The 19,568-nt window shown below is 70.7% G+C and carries 18 protein-coding genes; 7 read left to right on the top strand and 11 right to left on the bottom strand.

Translation table 11 applies throughout. From position 1 onward, the window contains the following. Nucleotides 1-100 precede the first annotated feature (100 nt). The 10 genes from FVP77_RS10645 to FVP77_RS10690 all read right to left on the bottom strand — a co-directional run bounded on the left by FVP77_RS10645 (nt 101) and on the right by FVP77_RS10690 (nt 9,616). Nucleotides 101-739, bottom strand: a complete 639-nt coding sequence (locus FVP77_RS10645; RefSeq protein WP_147894608.1) for a hypothetical protein — start codon at nt 737-739, stop codon at nt 101-103. Continuing rightward, nucleotides 736-1,194 carry a hypothetical protein gene (locus tag FVP77_RS10650; protein ID WP_147894609.1) on the bottom strand — a complete coding sequence of 153 codons (459 nt, stop codon included), beginning with the start codon at nt 1,192-1,194 and terminating at the stop codon, nt 736-738. Before FVP77_RS10650 ends, FVP77_RS10645 begins: the two co-directional genes overlap by 4 nt. Continuing rightward, a complete protein-coding gene (locus tag FVP77_RS10655; protein ID WP_147894610.1) occupies nt 1,191-1,643 on the bottom strand; it encodes a hypothetical protein in 453 nt (150 codons plus the stop codon). Before FVP77_RS10655 ends, FVP77_RS10650 begins: the two co-directional genes overlap by 4 nt. Nucleotides 1,644-1,647: 4 nt before the next feature. Continuing rightward, nucleotides 1,648-3,270 carry a hypothetical protein gene (locus FVP77_RS10660; RefSeq protein WP_147894611.1) on the bottom strand — a complete coding sequence of 541 codons (1,623 nt, stop codon included), beginning with the start codon at nt 3,268-3,270 and terminating at the stop codon, nt 1,648-1,650. Then, nucleotides 3,267-3,560 (bottom strand): hypothetical protein, encoded by a 294-nt coding sequence (locus FVP77_RS10665; RefSeq protein WP_147894612.1) that lies wholly within the window; start codon nt 3,558-3,560, stop codon nt 3,267-3,269. The genes FVP77_RS10660 and FVP77_RS10665 overlap by 4 nt, the downstream gene beginning before the upstream one ends. Before the next feature lie 65 nt (nt 3,561-3,625). Then, the gene (locus FVP77_RS10670) at nt 3,626-5,269 is read right to left on the bottom strand and encodes an FAD-dependent oxidoreductase (RefSeq protein ID WP_246134079.1); all 1,644 of its coding nucleotides are present in this window, start codon (nt 5,267-5,269) and stop codon (nt 3,626-3,628) included. A gap of 27 nt (nt 5,270-5,296) precedes the next feature. Next, complete coding sequence (locus tag FVP77_RS10675) at nt 5,297-6,214, bottom strand: carbohydrate ABC transporter permease (protein WP_147894613.1); 918 nt, start codon at nt 6,212-6,214, stop codon at nt 5,297-5,299. Then, a complete protein-coding gene (locus FVP77_RS10680; protein ID WP_187266904.1) occupies nt 6,211-7,167 on the bottom strand; it encodes a carbohydrate ABC transporter permease in 957 nt (318 codons plus the stop codon). Before FVP77_RS10680 ends, FVP77_RS10675 begins: the two co-directional genes overlap by 4 nt. 1 nt (nt 7,168) lies before the next feature. Then, entirely contained in the window at nt 7,169-8,497 is a 1,329-nt protein-coding gene (locus FVP77_RS10685) for an ABC transporter substrate-binding protein (protein ID WP_147894615.1), read from the bottom strand. 81 nt (nt 8,498-8,578) lie between these two features. Continuing rightward, nucleotides 8,579-9,616, bottom strand: a complete 1,038-nt coding sequence (locus FVP77_RS10690; protein WP_187266905.1) for a LacI family DNA-binding transcriptional regulator — start codon at nt 9,614-9,616, stop codon at nt 8,579-8,581. A gap of 175 nt (nt 9,617-9,791) precedes the next feature. Between FVP77_RS10690 and FVP77_RS10695 the strand changes: the two genes are divergently transcribed. Further along, entirely contained in the window at nt 9,792-11,876 is a 2,085-nt protein-coding gene (locus tag FVP77_RS10695) for a 3-keto-alpha-glucoside-1,2-lyase-like domain-containing protein (protein WP_147894617.1), read from the top strand. Between the two features lie 7 nt (nt 11,877-11,883). On the opposite strand, the gene recQ is transcribed toward FVP77_RS10695, so the two are convergent. Then, nucleotides 11,884-13,971: a DNA helicase RecQ gene (gene recQ / locus FVP77_RS10700; protein WP_425463136.1), complete on the bottom strand. Its 2,088-nt coding sequence runs from the start codon at nt 13,969-13,971 to the stop codon at nt 11,884-11,886. A gap of 208 nt (nt 13,972-14,179) precedes the next feature. Here recQ and FVP77_RS10705 point away from each other — a divergent pair, with 208 nt between their 5' ends. From FVP77_RS10705 to FVP77_RS10730, 6 genes are all read left to right on the top strand, one after another. Then, nucleotides 14,180-14,521 carry a GNAT family N-acetyltransferase gene (locus tag FVP77_RS10705; RefSeq protein WP_147894618.1) on the top strand — a complete coding sequence of 114 codons (342 nt, stop codon included), beginning with the start codon at nt 14,180-14,182 and terminating at the stop codon, nt 14,519-14,521. After that, nucleotides 14,518-15,531, top strand: a complete 1,014-nt coding sequence (locus FVP77_RS10710) for a pirin family protein (RefSeq protein WP_147894619.1) — start codon at nt 14,518-14,520, stop codon at nt 15,529-15,531. Before FVP77_RS10705 ends, FVP77_RS10710 begins: the two co-directional genes overlap by 4 nt. Before the next feature lie 37 nt (nt 15,532-15,568). Continuing rightward, the gene (locus tag FVP77_RS10715; RefSeq protein WP_147894620.1) at nt 15,569-16,231 is read left to right on the top strand and encodes a pentapeptide repeat-containing protein; all 663 of its coding nucleotides are present in this window, start codon (nt 15,569-15,571) and stop codon (nt 16,229-16,231) included. 126 nt (nt 16,232-16,357) lie between these two features. Then, nucleotides 16,358-16,912, top strand: coding sequence for an ECF transporter S component (locus tag FVP77_RS10720; RefSeq protein ID WP_147894621.1), 555 nt, complete (start codon nt 16,358-16,360; stop codon nt 16,910-16,912). 39 nt (nt 16,913-16,951) lie between these two features. Then, complete coding sequence (locus FVP77_RS10725; protein WP_147894622.1) at nt 16,952-18,739, top strand: ABC transporter ATP-binding protein; 1,788 nt, start codon at nt 16,952-16,954, stop codon at nt 18,737-18,739. Continuing rightward, nucleotides 18,736-19,542, top strand: a complete 807-nt coding sequence (locus tag FVP77_RS10730; protein WP_147894623.1) for an energy-coupling factor transporter transmembrane component T — start codon at nt 18,736-18,738, stop codon at nt 19,540-19,542. The genes FVP77_RS10725 and FVP77_RS10730 overlap by 4 nt, the downstream gene beginning before the upstream one ends. The last annotated feature ends 26 nt before the right edge of the window (nt 19,543-19,568 follow it).

Consider the following 19,568-nt stretch of genomic DNA (forward strand, 5'->3'; position numbering starts at 1 on the left):
GACTCCCACAACGCTCCACCAACAGCCTTGGCTACCCCCTACAACACCCCGGGACCCGTGCGAACGGACCCGTTGTGCGGTCCCGACAGATGCGCGCCGGTCACTGCGCGTTCGCGAACGAGGCAGCGAGCGCGACCGAGTCGAAGAGGTTCCGCATCCCGTGGCGGATCTCGCCGAGCGGCGTCGTGAAGCTCGCGAGCACGACCTGCTTCGAACCCGGTACCGCGAACCAGCAATCGGCCTCGAACCGGGTCGCGGTCACGGCCACGTCGGCTTCCACGACCGTCTCGTCGTAGCTGCGCTCCAGGCGCAGCATGCTCGCACGCGGGCCGTCGAGCCTCGTGGCCGTCTCGATGCCGTCGATCTCAAGCGTCTCGAAGCTGCGCAGCAGTGCGCCGAGGACGGCGTCCGACGAGGTGCCCACGGCGGGACTCAGTCGCATGCCCGACGGGGCGTGGACCGTGAGCGCCGCGGGTGTGGGCAGGTCGGGAACGATCTCGAGGCAGAGGAACAGGGCATGCGCCTCCGCATCCCTCGCCGCATCCACTGCCCGCCCGAGCGCGTCGCGGATGCGTCGACGGGCGAGGACGGCGTCGTCGGCGACCCCGACCACCTCTCGGACCACCGCCTCGACCTCGGCCGCAGCAGCGTCGACGTCGCGCGGGTCGAGCGCCAGCCAGCGTCCGGGGAGCTGGAAGGTCAGCGCCGGCGGCCGACGCGTCTCGGTCGCGCCGCTCAACCCTCACCCGCCAGCCGGGAGAGCCGGTCGGGCGAGAGCACGATGAACTCGTGCCCCGACTGCAGGCCGAGCTCCGCGGCAGCCGTGTCGTCCAGACGGATGTGGGCGTCCGACCTCTGCTGATCGCTGGTGAAGTCGGACGGGGTCCCCTGGAGCAGACCCATGGAGACGCGGTGGCGCGAGACCTCGGGGTCGGCGGCCAGCACCGACGCCGCCGCGCGGACCACGCCGACGACGGCGGCGTCGGTCACGTCGTCGACGTAGAGGGTGACGGCCACCTCCGTATGCCCTGCACCGCCGGGGTGGCTGAGTGTCGCGGTCGCGTCGTTGACGTTGCCGATGCCGGAGAGCTCGGCCTCGAGGTCTCCGAGTTCGACATCGGGAGCCGCGCAGGCCGACAGGGCCAGCATCCCGGCGACGATCACGATGCCGATCAGCGCGCGGATCGACCTCATGAGCCCTCGGCCAGACGGGCGATGTCCTCGGGTGACAGGCGCATCGACTCGCCGAATTCGAGCCCCAGCTCGTCGTAGACCTTCGAGCCGGGCCGCAGCTTGCCGCGAAGCTGCTGGCCGCTGTTGTCGTAGTCGCCCGGCACACCTTCGATGAACATCACCGTCGCGCCGTGGCGGGCCGTCGTGGGGTCGTCGGCCAGCGCCGGGATCGCGCCTCGGATGACCGAGGTGAACTCGGCGTCGCTCGGGTCGTCGACGAAGAGTCGCACGACGACCTCGGTGTTCCAGGGCGCTCCCGGATGCCCCACGTCGGCCGAGACCGCATTCACGCCGTCGACCTCCTCGAGGTGGGCCGCGAGACCGCCCATGTCAGGCGATGCCGCGCATCCCGCCAATGACAGGGCACCCAGCGTCAGTGCGACGCCCAGGGCGACTCGGATCGATCTCATACGTCTAGAAACCTCTCGTATAGGACGCCGAATAGACGTCCTCATAGCTTCCCTCATCGGGATCGGCGAAGAAGATCTCGTCGCCGGGACGAGGCTCGGGAAGATACCGCTCCGCCTCGGCGCCGTACATCGTCGAGTCGTGGATCGGCCACACGAGCGGGCGGTAGGTCTGCCAGTCGTTGTCGAGGCGCACGTAGTCGACGAGCTCGAGACCGACGAACTCGAGCGTGTGCACGGGGTCGATGCCGTTGTTGATCTGCGTCACGCGCACATCGGGCGGCATCGCGGAGTAGTGCTTGTCGATGGCCGAGCCCGCGGCGAAGACCGAATCGACCCGATCGGCGACGCGGGGGTCGGTGGCGAGATCGCCCGCCATCATGCCGCCGAGCGACCACCCCGTGAACATGATCGGCGCGTCGCTCTCGAAGACGCCCGCCTCGGTCATGGCGTCCCACACCGCCTCCTCGTACTGGGTCGGCACTCCGGGGAACATCGAGAGCATGACGTCGGCGCGCAGGTCGTTGAGGGAGCCGTCGCTGTTGAGCGGATTCCAGCACTGGGTGCTGGGCAGCTGAACACGCCACGAGACGATCTCGCCCGCGGCGTTGCGGACGGCCACGACGCGGATCTCGGTGCTGGTGCCGTCGGCGCTCGCGGAGTCCTGCTCGGCGAGCTGCGCCATGATGCCCTGGTAGTCGCGCGCCTCGAGCAGATCGTTGTCGGCGTCGACATCGGCATCGTCTGTCGGTTTCCCGCTGGTCCATCCGCCGGAGGTCTGCTGGGGCCGCCCCACCGTCTCGGCGACCACCGCGAGGAGGAGCGCCGCAGCCAGCAGGCCCCCCAGGAGCACGAGACCGACCAGACCGAACGAGGCGACGACGAGCCCGATCACGACAGCCGCGACCAGCAGCAGGGCGATCACCACGAGCGCCGAGACGAGCGCGCTGAGCGCCTCCATGAGCGCGTCGACGACGACCGAGAGCACCTGGGACGCCCACTCGCCGACCATCTCGAAGAAATCGCCGACCGGCGACCAGAACTGGTCCCAGTTGTCGCCGAAGGAGTCGGCGCCGTCCTCGATCGCCGTCTCTATGGCGCCGATCGCCCGGTCGGCCGCCTCGTAGATCTGCTGACGCGCGTCGTTGAGGACGCGTCGCGCGGCGTCGACCGCCCCCTGGGCGTCGGCCAGATCGTCCGCCGCCGACAGCATCCGATCGTCGAGTGCGGTGGTGGACTCCCCCACCGCCTCGGCCTGGACGAGCTCGTTGCGCAGGTCGCCGATCTCCGACTCGAGCCGGTACGAGCGGTCGGTCTCGGCGTCCGCGTCGTCGACCGCGGTGCGCGCCGCCGCCTGGATCGTCTCGAGCTCGACGGCGAACGTCGTCAGCGCCGTCGCCGTGCCGTCGTATCGACCGTGAGCGCGCCGGAGCCCGGCCGATGCGTCCTCCGCCGAGCCTCGGACGGCATCGATCGACCGGGCTGTCTGCCCGTCGACGAGGTCGAGCAGGGCCTCGGCGGCGCGCGAGATGGCGTCGGCAGTGAGTTGGAGATTGCGGGCGCGCGTCTCGAGTTCGGCGGGACGCCCGGCGAAGACGTCCTCGTAGTCGACGGCGAGTCCCGAGCTCACGGGGCGCCCTCCGTGTCGCTCGCCTCGGCCATGCTCTGGTCGAGCTCGGTCATGGTCTCGTCGATGGCCTGCAGCCAGTCACGGACGGTCGTGAGCTGTTCCTCGAGCTTGCCGCGGTTGTAATCCCAGTTACCGGCGAAGTCGCTCACCGTGCGCTCCAGGCGGTACTCGCCCGTCAAGGCTCCCAGGTCGTCCCCGACCCGATCGGCGCTCTGGAAGGTCGCCAGCGCACCCACGACCCGGCTCTTTGCCGCACGCAGCTCCGTGAGATCCAGCTCGAGGTCGCTCACCGGTCCCCCTCATCGGTTCGTCGGTCGGGTGGCTCGAGCCCGAGTCTAGCGAGCGCCCCGGGCGATCACCGGGGCGTCGGGATGCGCACCGCCTCGCTCTTGGAACCCCTGGTGCGGATATCGTCGCTCCACGCGAGTGCGATCCCCAGCCTCTCCGAGAGGATGCTCTGCAGTTCCCTCGTGAGGGCGTGGTCGTGCCAGATCTCCGCCGGCGGCACGCGACGATCCAGACTCATGACGGCGAGCGCTCCGGCCGCCTCGCCGATCGACCACTCCACGGGGTGCAGCCGGTAGGCGCCGTTCGTGATGTGGGTCGTGCCGATGTTCTTGCACCCGGCGATGAGGTTGTCGCCGTCGCGCGGGATCAACGCCCCCAACGGGATCTGGAAGGGGAAGCAGTCGACGTCGACGTAAGACCGGCCGGCCGTGGAGGGATGCAGGTCGATGCGGTAGTAGCCGATGCCGACGGAGTCCCGGAAGAGCTCCGACCCGCTCTCGTCGCCGCGCATGTCGCGGCCGATGTGCTGCTCGGTGACGGTGAAGAGTGCGCGGATGCGGCGGGACTCCCTCACGTAGACGTCCTTGGCCAGACCGTCGGCCGTGCCGACCACATCGCCGCGCGGCTTCAGCTCCGGGTACCCCGTGCCCCCGTCGGACCGCGGCGCCTCGGTCTGCATCCAGTAGATGAACGACGTGGTCAGTTCACGCGCCTCGGCGCGCGCGACGGAGCGCTCCGTCGGTTCCACTCCGACCAGCGGGCGGTCCCAGTAGTCGACCTGCGGCCAGTTCACGAGGGTCACGTCGTTCCCGGGCCAGCCGGGCGCCATCGCCGCCCGCGAGAGGATCCGGCGGTAGTGCCAGAGATCGCGGTCCTCGCTGTCGATCGCGGCCTCGGGGGAACCGAGGAACATCGGGCGCTCTCTGACGTCGAGCGAGATGGGCTCCACGTCGGTCCACGACAACTGCGACCCCGGCCAGAAGGCCGGAACCGTATCGCGCCAGCGGGAGTACCCGTCGGGGCGGTCGATGACGTGCGACTCGCCTGGGCGCAGTTCGAGCGCCGCGCACCAGGTCACCGCTTGCTGGTCGGTCGGGTCGGCGACGGCCGGGGCGTGGAGCTCGCCGGTCTCGTCGGCCCCCTCGGCCCCGACGACCGAGGCGAATCCGCCCAGCTCGATCAGATCGCCGAGCTCCGTCGCGTCCACGACCCGCTCCGCCGCGACGGTGACGTCGAGGCCGCTCCGTCGGTCGTGGAGGGTGACGGCGACGATGCGGTCGCCGTCGCGATGCACCGCGATCGGGTCGTGCTCGGTCAGGACGGTGAGCAGACCGGATGCTTCCCAGCGCGACAGCATCTCGCGGATCGCCAGGTGACCCACCCGCGGCTCGTGACACAGCCGCGAGACGAACCCGGCGCCGGGGTTCAGGTTCACGAGGTCGCGCACCCCGTCGCGGAGGGGGTACTCGCGGCGGTAGTGATCGCGGATGCGTTCGCGCAGCTCCGAGTAGCTCGGCGAGATGCGGTGCGTCTCGATCCACTCGTGCTCGTCGGGCGGCACGGCCTGGGAGGTCAGCTGACCCCCCAGCCAGTCGCTCGACTCGGTCAGCACGACGGCGGTGCCCAGGCGCGCGGCCGTGAGCGCGGCGGCGACGCCGCCCAGACCTCCCCCGACGACGAGGAGAGGGGCGTGAAGCGATCGATGGATCACAGGAGTCCTTTCGGGAGGCGACCGCGGTCAGCCCTTGACGCTGCCGTCGGAGAGACCGGAGATGAAGCTGCGTTGGTTGAACAGGAACACCACGAGTACGGGGATCGTGGCGATGACGGTGCCCGCCATCAGCGGCCCGTACTGCACGGTGCCGCTGCCGAGGAATCGGGCGAGAGCCAGCTGGACGGTCTGCACCTCCGCAGAGCTGGTCACGACCAGAGGCCAGAGGAAGTCGTCCCACACGCCCGTGAAGGCGAAGATCGCGACGACCGCGACGAGGGGCCGCGCCAGCGGCAGGTAGACGCGGAAGAAGATCCGCAGCTCGCCCGCGCCGTCCATGCGGGCGGCCTCCCCCAGCTCGAGCGGAGCGGAGAGGAAGTACTGCCGGGCGAGGAAGATGTTCATGGGCATGATCACGTAGGGCAGCACCACCCCCGCCAGGGTGTCGAGGAGCCCGCTCCCGCCCTGACCGAGGATGTCGTTGCCGCCGGCGAGGGGCACGCCCCGCGCCATGAGGAACAGCGGGATCAGGGTCACCGAGATCGGGATGGCCGCGGTGGAGATGAGCGTGTAGAACACCGCCTTGTTGCCCGGGAACGGCAGCATCGCGAACGCGTATCCCGCGAGCACCGCGAAGATCGCATTCGTCGCCACCGAGACCCCCGCCACGAGCGCCGAGTTCGCCAGTGCGCGCGCGAGATCGGCGTCGACGAAGGCCGTCGTGTAGTTGTCGACGGTGGGGTTCGCCGGCAGCAGCGACACCGAGCCGAACGCCTCGCTCTCGGGAGTGAAGGACAGGGAGATGACCCAGACGAACGGCGTCAGCACCGCGACGGTCGCCAGCACGAGCACGATGATCGAGCCCACGCGACCCTCCCCCCGGAGCTGGGCGCGCCGCATCCGCTGGAGCGCGCCGATACGGCGCGTGTCGACCGACGCCGTCATGACGCCCTCCGACCCGAGATCCCGCGCACGGTGAGCACCGAGAACCCGACGATGAACGCGAACAGCACGAACGCCATCGCGGAAGCCGAGCCGAGCTGGTTGTACTGGAACGCCTCCGTGTAGATGAGGTAGTTGACCGTCGTCGTGCTCTCGAGGGGTCCGCCCTGGGTGAGCACGTAGATCTCGGCGAAGCCCTGCGCCAGGTAGATGATGTCCATCGCCACGACGTAGACCAGCATCGGTCGGAGGCCGGGCAGCGTGATGTGGCGGAAGGTCGCCCACTTCCCTGCCCCGTCGACCTTGGCGGCCTCGTACAGGTCGCGCGGGATCGACTGGAGCCCCGCCAGCAACAGCACCATGTTGCTGCCGAGCGCCTTCCATATGCGCATGGCCGAGACGGCGTTCAACGCCGAATCGGCGGAGAGCAGCCACGACTGACCGGACAGACCCAACGCTCCGAGGATCTCGTTGACCAGCCCGGTCTGCGAGTACATCCAGAGCCAGACGATGCTCACCGCGGTGAGCGACACGATGTGCGGCACGTAGAGCGCTGATCGGAAGAGCCCCACGCCCCGGAACGGCCGATTCACCAGGATCGCCAGGAACAGAGCGAGCACGACCGTGATCGGCAGGACCTGAAGCACGTAACGACCGGTGACGAGGAGCGCGTTGGCGAAGTCGCCGTCGGTGAGGAGGGCGGCGTAGTTGTCGAACCCGGTGAATTCCGGGCCCTTGCGGCTCAGCGGGCTGTAGCTCGTGAACGACAGGACGAGGCCGTACACGACGGGAACGAGCTGGAAGACGAGAACGTACAGACCCGCGGGGAGGACGAAGAGCAGCCCGCAGACAGCGAGGCGGTTCCACTTCTTCGTCTTCCTGCGTGCGGGGCGGGCCGTCCCGGTGGGCTCCTCCGGAGAGGCCCCCACCGGGACGACGAGATCGGTCACGGCCATGTCAGCCGTTCGCCTCGAGGATCTCATCGGTCTCGGTCGCCGCCGACTCCAACGCGTCCCGCGCCGGCGTGCCGTTCAGCGCCTGCTCGATCGACGAATCCAGCGCGTCGCGCACCTGGGTCCACCCCACGACGTTCGGGTTCGCCACGAACCTGTCGGTCTGCGAGAGGAACATCGAGATCACGGGGCTGTTCTTCGCGTAGTCGCTCTCGGCGGCTGATGCGCGCACCGGCACGGCGCCGATGCCCTCGGTGTACTCGGTTCCCACGTCAGGGGAGAGCATGTAGGTGATGAACTCCCACGCGAGATCGGCGTGGTCGGTGTCGGAGTTGATCATCAGCCCGGGGCCCGCTCCCCCGAAGGCAGCGGGGTCGTTGTCTCCGAACGCCAGGGCGGGCATCACGCGGAGGTCTTTGTCGGGGGCGGCCTCGAGGATCTTCTCCATGCCGCTGGAGCTCTGCACCGTCATCGCCGCCGTGCCGAGGACGAGCGGCTGCTGAGCCGCGGGCGCATTCAGGTAGTCCTCGCCGAGTCCGGTCGAGACCGCGTCGTCGCCCGAGTAGAGGCCGGCGAAGAAGTCGAGCGCGTCGACCCCCTCGTCGGAGGCGAACGTCGCTTCGGAGCCCGCCTCGTCGAGGAGAGTGCCGCCCTCGCCGGCGAGGAGCGTGAGGAACGACTGCTGTCGTGCCAGCGCCTGCGAGGGGAGGAGGAGGCCGGAGCGGGTGATGGCTCCCGAACCGTCGCGCTCGGTCAGCGTCTCCGCAGCGTCGCGGATCTCCTCCCACGTCGACGGCGGATCGTCGGGGTCCAGGCCCGCCGCGGCGAAGGCCTCGGCGTCGTACATCACGAGGTATCCCTGGAGCGACAGCGGGATGAGGTACTGGCTGCCGTCGACCTGGCCCCCCGGGAGTGCGGCTGCGAGGTCCTCTCGATCGTCGTCGCTGAGGTTCGCGACGTCGTCGTCGAGGTTCAGGATGCGGTCGTTGGCCACGAAGTCGGCCGCGGCCGCCGGCCCATGACCGAACACGTCCGGCGCCGTTCCCGCGGCGAAAGCGGAGTTCAGCTTGGTGGAGATGTCGCCCCAGTCCACGAAGGTGACCTCGACCTGCGCGCCGGTCTCCTCCTCGAACCGGGGCACGAGGGTGTCGTTCACGAGCTTCTGCTCGTCGGGGTTGGTGCCGGGGAACCAGACCGTGAGGGTCTGCTCCTCGGTGCCGCCCGAGCCGCCGGGGCTGGAGCAGCCGGCCAGCGCCAGGACCGCGGTCGCGCCGAGCGCGAGAGCGGCCACGACGGATCGGCCGTGCCGGCGAGGGGAGGGTCTAACGTCCATGTCATTCTCCTAATTCGTATGAGCTCGATGGCCGCTCGGGCGGGACATCGCTGGGTCGGGCGGGGAAAGGTGGTCGAGAAGTCAGCGGGGGGCGACGACGGCCGAGGGGGCGCGGACCGTCTCCGGTGTCGGCGGTTCGCAGTCGACCGTGTCGACCGTGTCGGGCCCGGCGTCTCCCGCGATGACGCCAAGGAGGAGCGAGACCGCTCTGCGCCCCATCTCGCGCCGCGGCACGTGAACGTGACTGAAGACGTCGCCACGGGGATCGGAGTCGAGGCTCACTGCGGTGACGTTCGACGCTGGGTCGAGCCCGAGTTCGTCGAGACTCGCCTGCAGCGCCCGTGCGAGCTCGTAGGTCTCCGCAACGAGGGCCGTGGCTCCGGCGGCGAAGACCTCGGCGACGCGATGGGCGTCGAGGGCGGACGGCGCACCTTCGATCACCCGGACGCCCAGGCCCGCGGCGGTCGCGGCGAGCCGGAATCCGTCGAGGCGCTCCCGCTGGGGGAGTCCGCGCGCGGGCACCGCGAAGTACGCGACGTCGCCGTGTCCCGCCGAGACGAGCAGGTCGACGACAGGGGCCATGGCGTCGGTGTAGTTCGCGGTGACGTAGGGGATGCTGACGCCCGGGATCTCACGGTGGCCGATGAAGACGAAGGGGTACCCCTCGCCGCTGAGGCGGCGGAGTTCGTCGTCGTTCTTCTCGAACCCGAAGATGATCGCGCCGTCCGCGAGGCGCAGCCGGTTGCTGCCGCCGCCGTAGATCGAGCGCGTGCCGTCGGGCCGCTGCGTCGACGCGAACAGCACGAGGTCGAGCCCCGCGCGCACCGCCTCCTCTTCGATGCCGTTGAGGAACTCGTGGTAGTAGTCCTCGGGCGACACCGGGAACACCGGCTCGAAGGTGTGCACCCCGATGAGGTTGTTGCGACCGCCCCGCAGGGAACGTGCGGCCGCGTTCGGCACGTAGTCGAGCTCGACCATGGCTTCACGGATGCGCTCCTGCGTCGCCTCCGGGATGCGGCTGGCCGCTGCGCGACCGGTCAGCACCAGCGACACCGTCGCCTGCGAGACGCCGGCGCGCCGGGCGATGTCGCTCTGACGGGGATTCTTGGACGAGGTCACGGCAGCTCCACTTCGAGGTCGTGGGGCCAACATACGCGCTGATACGTATAAGCACCAGATCTTTCTCTTCTCGCCGGATCCGGGACGGTCGAGAGGGCCCGCCGCTGATGACGCTTGTAGTCATACGTATAAGCGTCTATACCTTGCGGGGTACCGCTCAACGATGAGGAGTCCCATGAGACCTGCCACACGACGATTCGCCCCGCTGCTCGCGGCCGCGCTTCTCGCCGCAACGCTCACCGCCATCCCGGCCGAACCCGCCGCGGCCGTCGGCTCGACCTACTACGTCGACGCCGCATCCGGCTCCGACTCCAATTCCGGCGGGGCGCCCGCATCCGCCTGGAAGACCCTCGCCAAGGTGAACGCGACGACTCTCGGCCCCGGTGACCAGGTGCTCCTGCGGGCCGGACAGGTGTGGCTGAATCAGTACCTCGACCTTCGGGGGTCGGGCACCGCCTCCTCCCCCATCGTCGTCGGAAGCTACGGGTCGGGGGCACGCCCGCGCATCGATTTCGGGAACACCTCCGTCGGGGGCGAGGGGTTCGGCGTGCGCATCACCAACGGGTCGTTCTGGCACGTGCAGAACCTCGAGATCACCAGCGGCACGCAGGCGGCCTCGTTGCGTCGCAACGGCATCCTCATCCTCGGTGCCGGCGCCGGGGGCGGCGCGTTCTCCCACATCCGGGTCGTGAACAACTGGATCCACCACATCTACGGCAACGACCGCCGCAGCGGCGGCATCAACATCCACGCGCGCCAGTCGTCGGGGGCCGTGGAGAGCACGTGGGACGACGTCCTCATCCAGGACAACATCGTCGACGACGTCGCGGACACCGGCATCCAGACGATGACCGATTCTCTGCTCAGCGGTTCGACGTGGACGCACCGCATCGACGCGTTCACCCGTCTCGTGATCCGAGGCAATGCGGTCACGGCGATCCACCGCGACGGAATCCTCGCCCGCGCCTCGACCGGCGCTCTCGTCGAACGCAATACGACGGATCGGGTCGGCACGTACACCACCGCCGACACCGCGGTCGTGAAGTACCTGCCGGCCGTCAGCGTCGTCGCCGCCCAGTGGGCCTATTCGAGCGATCGGGCGACGTTCCAGTACAACCAGGCCTCGCGGACGCGCCGCATCGACGGCGACGGACAGCCCTGGGACTTCGACGTCGACGTCACCAACAGCGTCTACCAGTACAACTACAGCTATCTCAACGAGGGCGGCACTCTGCTGCTGATGAACGACACGTCGGGCAACGTCTTCCGGTACAACATCTCGCAGGACGACCTCGATCGGTCCGGCGGCGCTTTCAGCATCCCGTTCGGAGGCGGCTCGCTCGACGTCTACAACAACGTCATCTTCCGATCGGCCGGGAGCACCGGGCGCCTGACGACGTCGAACTCGGCGGGCGTCGCGACCTACCGCAACAACGTCTTCTACAACCTCGGCACCGGCACCTACGGCGTCGGCGGGGGCGCGTCGTACGCGTCGAACACGTTCTACGGCGCGAATACGACGGTGGCACCGGATGCTGCGCGACTCACCGCCGACCCCGGTTTCGCGGCTCCGGGCGGGGCGACCTCGATCTCAGACGCCGCCGCGGCGTACACGCTCGCCGCCGGTTCCGCGTCCCGCGACTCCGGACTGACGATCACCGGCAACGGCGGCCTGGACTTCAGCGGCAGGCTGCTCCCCGGCGCCGGTGTCGACCGGGGTGCGGTGGAGGGCACTCCCGCCACGGCGCTCTCGGCGACAGCGGACTTCGAGGGCGGCTCGCTCGCCGGCTGGACCTCCGTCGTGGGGCTGTGGACGTCGGAGGGGATACCCGGGTCGCTGACCTCGCAGGCCGCGACGGCGGAGTCCATCGCGTCGGCGGGCTCGACCGCGTGGTCGGACTACACGGCCGAGGCCCGCATCAGCATCGACTCGCCCTCGGGCAACGCCGGCGTCCTCTTCCGTTACACGGACGCGTCGAACTTCCTCATGCTGCGCCTCAACGACGCGACCGGCGCGGTCGAGCTGTACCGCCGAAGCGGCGGAACGTTCACCCTCCTCGCCTCGGCCGCGGTCGACGTGACACCGGGCCGATTCGTGTCGCTGCGGGTGGACGCGCGCGGGTCGACGGCGACCGGATGGGTCGACGGCGTGCCGCTCGTGACGTGGACGAACGCGGCGGGCGGTTTCGCCACCGGCAAGGTCGGGGTGCGCGCGGCCGCATCGGCGGCTCGCGTCGACGCCGTGACGGTGCGGGGGTGAGGCAGGCTCAGTGCGTGGCGACGACGGCGAGAACGCCCTCGCCGTAGGCTTCGCGCTTCTTCGCACCGATGCCGGTAACGCCGTCGAGATCGGCGAGCGACCCCGGACGCGCCGCAGCCAACGCGCGCAGTGTGGCGTCGCCGAACACGATGTAGGCGGGGACCCCCTGCTCGCGGGCCTGTTCGGCACGCCACGCCCGGAGCGCCTCGAAGAGGTCGCGATCACCCGCGGCGACGGCATCCGCCGACGACGACTTGCGCACCCGCGAACCGCCCGACGCGCCGCTGCGGCCGAGCACGTCTCGGCGCAGCGGCACCGGCGCCTCGCCGCGGAGCACTCCCCCGCTGGCCTCACTCAGGGCGAGCGTGCCGTAGTCGCCCTGGGCGACGAGGATCTGCCGGGCGAGCAGCTGCCGCACGACGCTGCGCCAGTCCTGGTCGGACAGATCGGCGCCGATGCCGTAGGTCGCGAGCTTGTCGTGCCCCTGCTGCGTGATGCGCTCGGTCTTCGCGCCACGCAGGATGTCGATGAGATGGCCCGCGCCGAACGCCTGGCCGCGCTCGCGCTGCAGGCGCACGATCGTGGAGAGCAGCTTCTGCGCCGCGACCAGGCCGTCCCACGTCTCGGGGGGCTGCAGACAGGTGTCGCAGTTGCCGCAGGGTTCGGATGCTTCGCCGAAGTAGTCGAGCAGGTTCTGTCGCCGGCAGGCCACCGTCTCGCACAGCGCCAGCATCGCGTCGAGATGCTGGCCGAGCCGCATCTTGTAGGTGCGGTCGCCCGGCGACTGGTCGATCATGCGCCGCTGCTGCACGACGTCGCCGAGACCGTACGCCATCCACACGACCGACGGCTCGCCGTCTCGACCGGCTCGGCCCGTCTCCTGGTAGTAGCCCTCGACCGACTTGGGCAGATCGATGTGCGCGACGAACCGCACGTCGGGCTTGTCGATACCCATCCCGAAGGCGATCGTGGCGACCATGACGACCCCGTCGTCACGGAGGAACCGCGACTGGTTGGTCGCGCGGACATCGGTCGGAAGACCCGCGTGGTAGGGCAGCGCATCGATGCCCTGACCCCGGAGGTAGTCGGCGGTCTGCTCGACGCTCTTGCGGCTGAGGGCGTAGACGATGCCCGCCGGTGCCGACGATGCATCCGCCCCCTCGGTCTGCTGCACCGAGCGGATGAAGGAGACCAGCTGCCGGCGCTGGTCGACCTTCGGCTCGATGCGGTACTGGATGTTCGGGCGGTCGAAGCTCGCCACGAAGCGACGGGCGTCGGGCAGCTGCAGCCGCTCGACGATCTCTCGCGCGGTGGCGGGGGTCGCGGTGGCGGTGAGCGCCATGCGCGGGACGCCGGGGAAGCGTTCGGCGAGGTCGCCGAGAGCGAGGTAGTCGGGGCGGAAGTCGTGGCCCCACTGCGACACGCAATGCGCCTCGTCGATCGCGATGACGCTGAGCTTTCCGCGCTGCAGCAGCGAGAGCGCCGACGCGGTGTTCAACCGCTCGGGTGCGACGTAGAGCAGGTCGAGCTCTCCGGCGAGGTAGGCCTGCTCGGTGGCACGGCGCTCGTCGGCGCCCTGCGTGGAGTTGAGGAAGGCGGCGCGCACGCCGTTGGCGATGAGGGCCTCGACCTGGTCGTGCATGAGGGCGATGAGGGGGCTCACCACGAGCCCCGTGCCCGGGCGCACGAGTGCGGGCACCTGGTACGTCACGCTCTTGCCACCGCCGGTGGGCATGAGCACGACCGCGTCGCCCCCGCCGATCACCTGGGCGACGATGTCGGCCTGGTCGGCGCGGAACCGGTCGTAGCCGTAGACCTCGTGCAACACCTCGCGCGGGTCGCGGCCGGTGAAGTCGCGACGGGCGGTGGCCCTGCGGGCGACGGATGCCGCGGACTCGGGCGCGTTCGACGCGCGGCGGCCCGGATCGCCCGGACCGGCCGGCCGCGCGGGAGCGCCGCCGAAGCCCTGGGGCTCGGGCGGAGGCGGCGCGTCGAAGTCGTCGGGCGGCGCGAACTCGTCGGGGTTCCACTCGTAGCCGTCGTACGGGTCGATCGCCACGCCCGCCTCGGGGTCGCGATCGGGTCCGGGAGTCACCCGCCCACGATAACCCGCGCCCCCGACACCGACCTGCGCGCGAGCACGAGCGGAGGAGAACTCACCGCCGGAGGACCGATCCGCGCGAACGGGTCCTCCCACCGTGACACCCCCTCCGCCCATCACGAATCGCCCGAGGGCGCGACGCTCTGGCGCGATGTCGGATCACGCGCCTACGGTGGAACCACCGCCTGAGGAAGGAATCCGCATGACCCTCGAGACCCGCGTCACCCGCAACGACGAGACGTCGCGGTACGAGATCCACGTCGGAGACGTCGTCGGCGGTTTCGCCGAGTTCCTGACCTCGCGCAGCGGCCGCGTCATCATCACCCACACCGAGCTCGACCCGCAGTTCAAGGGTCAGGGACTCGGATCGATCCTCGCCGGCGAGGCGCTGGCAGATCTCGCCCGTCGCGGCGAGGTGGTGGTGCCACGATGCCCGTTCATCGCGCACTACCTCAAGGGCAACGACGTCGCCGGCCTGGTCGTCGACTGGCCCGACGACTCCGACGCCGCCGAGTCGGCGACCCCGGGCGAACAGTCGTCGTGACCCGGCTCGACACCGACGGCGCCGCGGGCCAGTCGCCCGAGACCGAGGGCCCCGTCGCCTGCGACGGCCCCCGCAGCCTGCTGCTCGAGGCACGGGAGGTGCCGCTGGGCGGGGTTCGGGCGATGTCGGTGCACCGCAGCCTGCCGCAGCGTGCACTGCCGATGGTCGGAGCCTGGTGCTTCCTCGACCGTTTCGGACCGCAGGAGGCGAAGATGCGCGTCGAGCCGCATCCGCACATCGGCCTCCAGACGGTCACCTGGCCGTTCGTCGGAGACGTGCGGCATCGCGACGCGGTGGGCAGCGACGTCCTCGTGCGACGCGGCGCGCTCAACCTCATGACGAGCGGCGCCGGCATCTCGCATTCCGAGTACTCGGTCGGCGACGACCCCGTGCCCCTCGACGCCCTCCAGCTGTGGGTCGCGCTCCCCGAGTCGCGCCGCCACGGCGCACCCGCTTTCGAGCAGCACGCCGAGCTGCCGGTGGTCTCGCTCGAGGCCGTCGGCGCCGGCGCCGGGGGCGAAGCCACCGTCGTGCTGGGCGAGCTCGCCGGCGTCGTCTCGCCCGCGACCGTCCACACCCCGATCGTCGGTGCCGAGGTGCGCATTCCGGCCGGATCCACGGTGCGGATCCCGCTGCGCCCCGACTGGGAGTACGCGGTCGTCGGATGCTTCGGAGAGGCGCATGTCGCGTCCGAGCCGACCGGATCCGTCGCGCTCGACAGCACGCACCTGCTCTACCTCGGCACCTCGCGCGACGGGGTCGACGTCTCGAGCGTCACCGACGCGACGGTGTTCCTCCTGGGGGGCGAGCCGTTCGAGGCCGACATCGTCATGTGGTGGAACTTCGTCGGCCGCACCCACGACGAGATCGTCGAGGCCCGCGACGAGTGGGAGGCGGCCGCTGCCCGGTTCGGCCGCGTCGTCGACCACGGCGACGAGCGCATCCCCGCGCCGCCCCTTCCCGGCGTGCGCCTCACCCCGCGCAGGCGCCCCGACCGGCCCCGCGACTGACCACGCCGCATCCGTCTCCTCGATCCCGTCAGGACCCATGGCACGCCGCCCCGCCCTCACCGCACCGCGCATCGACCCGATCGCCCTCCCCGACCTCGACGACGGCGACGTCGACGACCTCTTCGCGGGAGCGAGCCTCGACGCCCGGCGCTTCGCCAGCGTCGACCTCGACGGGCGCGACCTCGTCGATGTGTCGTTCACCGAGTGCGCGCTGACCGATGTCTCCGCCCACGACGCCGACCTGCGGGCGTCTCGGTTCGTCGAGACGACGATCGATCGACTGATCGCCCCGGTGCTGCGCGCCTCTCGCTCGCACCTCCGCGACGTGCGCATCGCGGGGTCGCGCCTCGGGTCTGTCGAGCTCTACGACTCCGGCCTGCAGTCGGTGCACCTCGTCGGGTGCAAGCTCGGCTACGTGAACCTCCGCGGCGCCGAGCTGCGCGACGTGCAGTTCACCGACTGCACGATCGACGAACTCGACCTCGGTCGGGCGCGCGCGACGCGGGTCGCGTTCCGCGACTGCCGCGTCGCGAGCCTCGACCTCACCGGCGCGACGCTCTCAAACGTCGACCTGCGCGGGCTCGCGCTGCAGCAGCTCACCGGGATCGAGGGCCTCAAGGGAGCGACCCTCGACAGTTCGCAGGTCGCCCTGCTCGCCGACCTGTTCGCCGCGCGGCTCGGCATCACCGTCCTCGACTGAGGCCCATCGAGGGTGCCCGTTTCCGCCGATCGTGCCCGAACTTCCGCGCACCCATGGCGGAAACGGGCACCCTCGCGACCCGGCAGACTCGGCCCGCGGGCAGAACCCGGGCGATACGCTGGAGCCGTGGCGGCAGCATCCCGACTCTCCACGCGCGTCCTTCTGGTGTGCGCGGCGATCGGCGTCGCCACGGGTCTGCTGGGCGCGGTCGCCGGCTGGGTCACCCCGGCGGTCATCGCCGGCATCCCGGTGATCTACGGCTTCGTCCTCGGCGTGCACGTGATCCCCGGGATCATCTCGCAGGAGGTGCTGCGCCTGCCTCTCGTGGCCCTCATCACCCACGTGCTCGCCGCTCTCGTCTCCAGCGCGGTCGCCCCGCAGTTCGCGCTGTCGTTCCTCGGCACGGCGCTGCTGTTCGGCGGCATCCAGGAGGGCGTCGCAGCCCTGACCCGCTACCGCGTCTGGCGGTCGTGGCGCTTCTTCATCTCGGCGCTCATCATCGGCGCCGTCATCGCGGTCGCCGTCGGATTCATCGCGCACCTGTCGACGATGGCGCCCTGGGCGGGCGTCGCCTATCTGGTGCTCGCCGTGCTCGGCCCGGTCGCCTGGACGGCCGTCGCGCTGGCCATCGGCGCCGCTCTCCGTCGCACCGGCGTCGGCCGCGTGCCCGGGCACCGCTGAGGCCCACCACCCCAACTTAGGGTGGGCTAAGTTGGACGGATGACGTCCGCCCCCCTCTTGCGCGTGCGCGGGGTCGGCATCACCCACGACGAGGCGCAGACACCCACGCCCGCCGACGTCACGTTCGACGTCGCGCCGGGCGAGGTCGTGCTCCTGCTCGGGCCGAGCGGCTCGGGCAAATCGACGCTCGCCCTCGCTCTGAACGGGCTGATCCCTCAGGCGGTCCCCGCGACCGTCGTCGGGACGGTGCGGGTCGGAGACGCGGATGCGGCGACCACCCCCGTGGCGGAGCTCAGCACGCGAGTGGCCATGGTGTTCCAAGACCCCGATGCTCAGCTCGTCACGGGCACCGTGCTCGACGAGGTGGCCTTCGGGCCGGAGAACCTGCGACTGCCGGTCGACGAGGTGCTCGCGCGCGCCGAGACGGCGCTCCGGCGCGTCGGACTCTGGCACCGCCGCGCCGACAACCCCGACCTGCTGTCGGGCGGCGGGCGCCAGCGCCTCGCGATCGCCTGCGCACTGGCGATGGGCTCGCCCCTCCTCGTGCTCGACGAGCCGACGGCGAACCTCGATCCCCGTGGCATCGAAGAGGTCTACGCGGCGCTCTCAGAGCTCGTCGCCGAGGGCGACCGCGCGATCGTGCTCGTCGAGCACAACCTCGACGCCGCCGTCGGGCTCGTCGACCGGGTCGTGGTGATCGACGCCCGGGGAACCCTCGTCATGGACGACACCGTCGACGCCGTGATGCGCGGCCGCGCCGACGAGCTGCTCGCGCTCGGAGTGTGGCTGCCGACATCCGCGCTGGCCGCGATGCGCCTGCGCCGAGCCGGGATGTCGCTCGATCCCCTGCCCCTGACCCCCGCCGAGCTGCACGCGGCGCTCGAGGCCGAACCGTCGACGGAGGCGCCCGCCGAGATCGGTGGAATCGGCGAGAACAGGCAACCCGCAGCCGCACGCGCACCGATCACGGCCGATTCCACCGATTCGGGTGGAGCTCGAGAGGCTGCGTCGACCGCAGCATCCGCCCCGGTGATCCGAGTGCGCGGGCTCACGCTGACACGCGGGCGCACCCCCGTGCTGCACGACGTCGATCTCGACATCGCCGCCGGCGAGTTCGTCGCGGTCGTCGGCGCGAACGGCGCCGGCAAGACGAGCCTCGTGCAGGCGCTCGCGGGAGTCGTGCGACCGCCCCGCGGCACGGTCGAGGTCGACGGGCTCGATGTGCACCGCACCGACGCGCGCACTCTCGCCGCCTCGGTCGGATTCGTCTTCCAGAACCCCGAGCACCAGTTCGTGGCGAATTCGGCCTTCGACGAGCTCGCCCACGGACTCCGGATGCAGCGGCTCCCCGACGACGAGGTGCACCGCCGCGTCGACGACATGCTCGAGCGCTTCGGGCTGGCGCACCGCGCGGACGCGCACCCGTTCCTCCTGTCGGGAGGACAGAAGCGGCGACTGTCGGTCGGCACGGCGCTGATCGGCGGCGCACGCATCCTGGTGCTCGACGAGCCGACGTTCGGCCAGGACCGCGCCCGCGCCGACGAACTGCTGTCGCTGCTGAAGGGGCTCCACGCGGAGGGCACCACGGTCGTCGTGGTGACGCACGACATGCAGCTCGTGACCGACTACGCCGAGCGCACGGTGGTCGTCTCCGACGGACGCATCGTCACGGCGGCGCCGACCGCGGCCGTGTTCGCCGACGATGCGCTCATCGAACGCGCGGGGCTGCGTCCGCCGCCGCTGCGGCGAGCGCTCCGCGGGCTGACGCACCATCCGTCGCTGTCGTCCGTGGCACGCATCGCCGACCTTCCCGGGGGCCCGGGGTGACCGTCGCCATCGACCCGTACGCCGAGGCCGCGCCCTCCCGCGGGCTGCGCTTCCTTCCGGCGCTGAACCCGCTCGCGAAGATCGCCGCGCCCCTTCCCGCGATGATCGCGCTGGTGTTCGCTCGGGATCTCGTCACACCGCTGTCGTTCCTCGTGCTGGCGTATGCCGTGCTGCTGGTGGGCGCCCGGCTGAGCGGGCGGATGCTGGGGCTGCTCGCCCTGGCCATCCCCGCGTCCGTGCTCGTGATCGGCCTCGGATTCTCGGTCTGGGCAGACGCGGCGCGCGTCGACCAGTCGGTGGCCGTACTGCAGCTCGGCGGGTGGACGCTGTACGGCGGAGCTCTCGCGACCGGGTTCTCGACGGCGCTGCGGCTCGGCGCGATCGTCTCCCTCGCGCTCGTCGGAGGGCTCACCACGACCGGCCCCGACCTGGTGCGCTCGCTCGTGCAGCAGCTGCGCGTGCCCTACCGGATCGGGTACACCGCACTGGCCGCTTTCCGCTTCGTGCCGAGGTTCGGGCACGAGCTGGAGATCATCCGCCAGGCGCATCGTGTGCGGGGAGCGCACGGCGGCCGAGGGCCGCTCGCCGCCGCCGCACGCTGGGGAGGTTATGTCGTGCCGCTGCTGGCCGGAGCGATCCGGCACGCCGAGCGGGTCGCGCTCGCCATGGACGCCCGGGCCTTCGGCGCGCACCCCACCCGCACCGAGCGGCATCTCGTGCCGTTCCGCGCGCGAGACGCGGTGTTCGTCGTGGCGTTCTGGACAGCATCCGCCGCCCTCTTCCTGCTCGCCGGATCGTGGTGAGTCGTCCCGTCTTCATGAAGGAGCAT

This window comes from Microbacterium hatanonis (genome assembly GCF_008017415.1).
GTDB lineage: Bacteria > Actinomycetota > Actinomycetes > Actinomycetales > Microbacteriaceae > Microbacterium > Microbacterium hatanonis.

Bases quoted from the DNA above. Each gene is read 5' to 3' on its own strand.
- FVP77_RS10705 (WP_147894618.1), top strand. From the start codon at position 14,180: ATGACCCTCGAGACCCGCGTCACCCGCAACGACGAGACGTCGCGGTAC.
- FVP77_RS10695 (WP_147894617.1), top strand. From the start codon at position 9,792: ATGAGACCTGCCACACGACGATTCGCCCCGCTGCTCGCGGCCGCGCTT.
- FVP77_RS10685 (WP_147894615.1), bottom strand. From the start codon at position 8,497: ATGGACGTTAGACCCTCCCCTCGCCGGCACGGCCGATCCGTCGTGGCC.
- FVP77_RS10675 (WP_147894613.1), bottom strand. From the start codon at position 6,214: ATGACGGCGTCGGTCGACACGCGCCGTATCGGCGCGCTCCAGCGGATG.
- FVP77_RS10715 (WP_147894620.1), top strand. From the start codon at position 15,569: ATGGCACGCCGCCCCGCCCTCACCGCACCGCGCATCGACCCGATCGCC.
- FVP77_RS10725 (WP_147894622.1), top strand. From the start codon at position 16,952: ATGACGTCCGCCCCCCTCTTGCGCGTGCGCGGGGTCGGCATCACCCAC.
- FVP77_RS10680 (WP_187266904.1), bottom strand. From the start codon at position 7,167: ATGGCCGTGACCGATCTCGTCGTCCCGGTGGGGGCCTCTCCGGAGGAG.
- FVP77_RS10655 (WP_147894610.1), bottom strand. From the start codon at position 1,643: ATGAGATCGATCCGAGTCGCCCTGGGCGTCGCACTGACGCTGGGTGCC.
- FVP77_RS10650 (WP_147894609.1), bottom strand. From the start codon at position 1,194: ATGAGGTCGATCCGCGCGCTGATCGGCATCGTGATCGTCGCCGGGATG.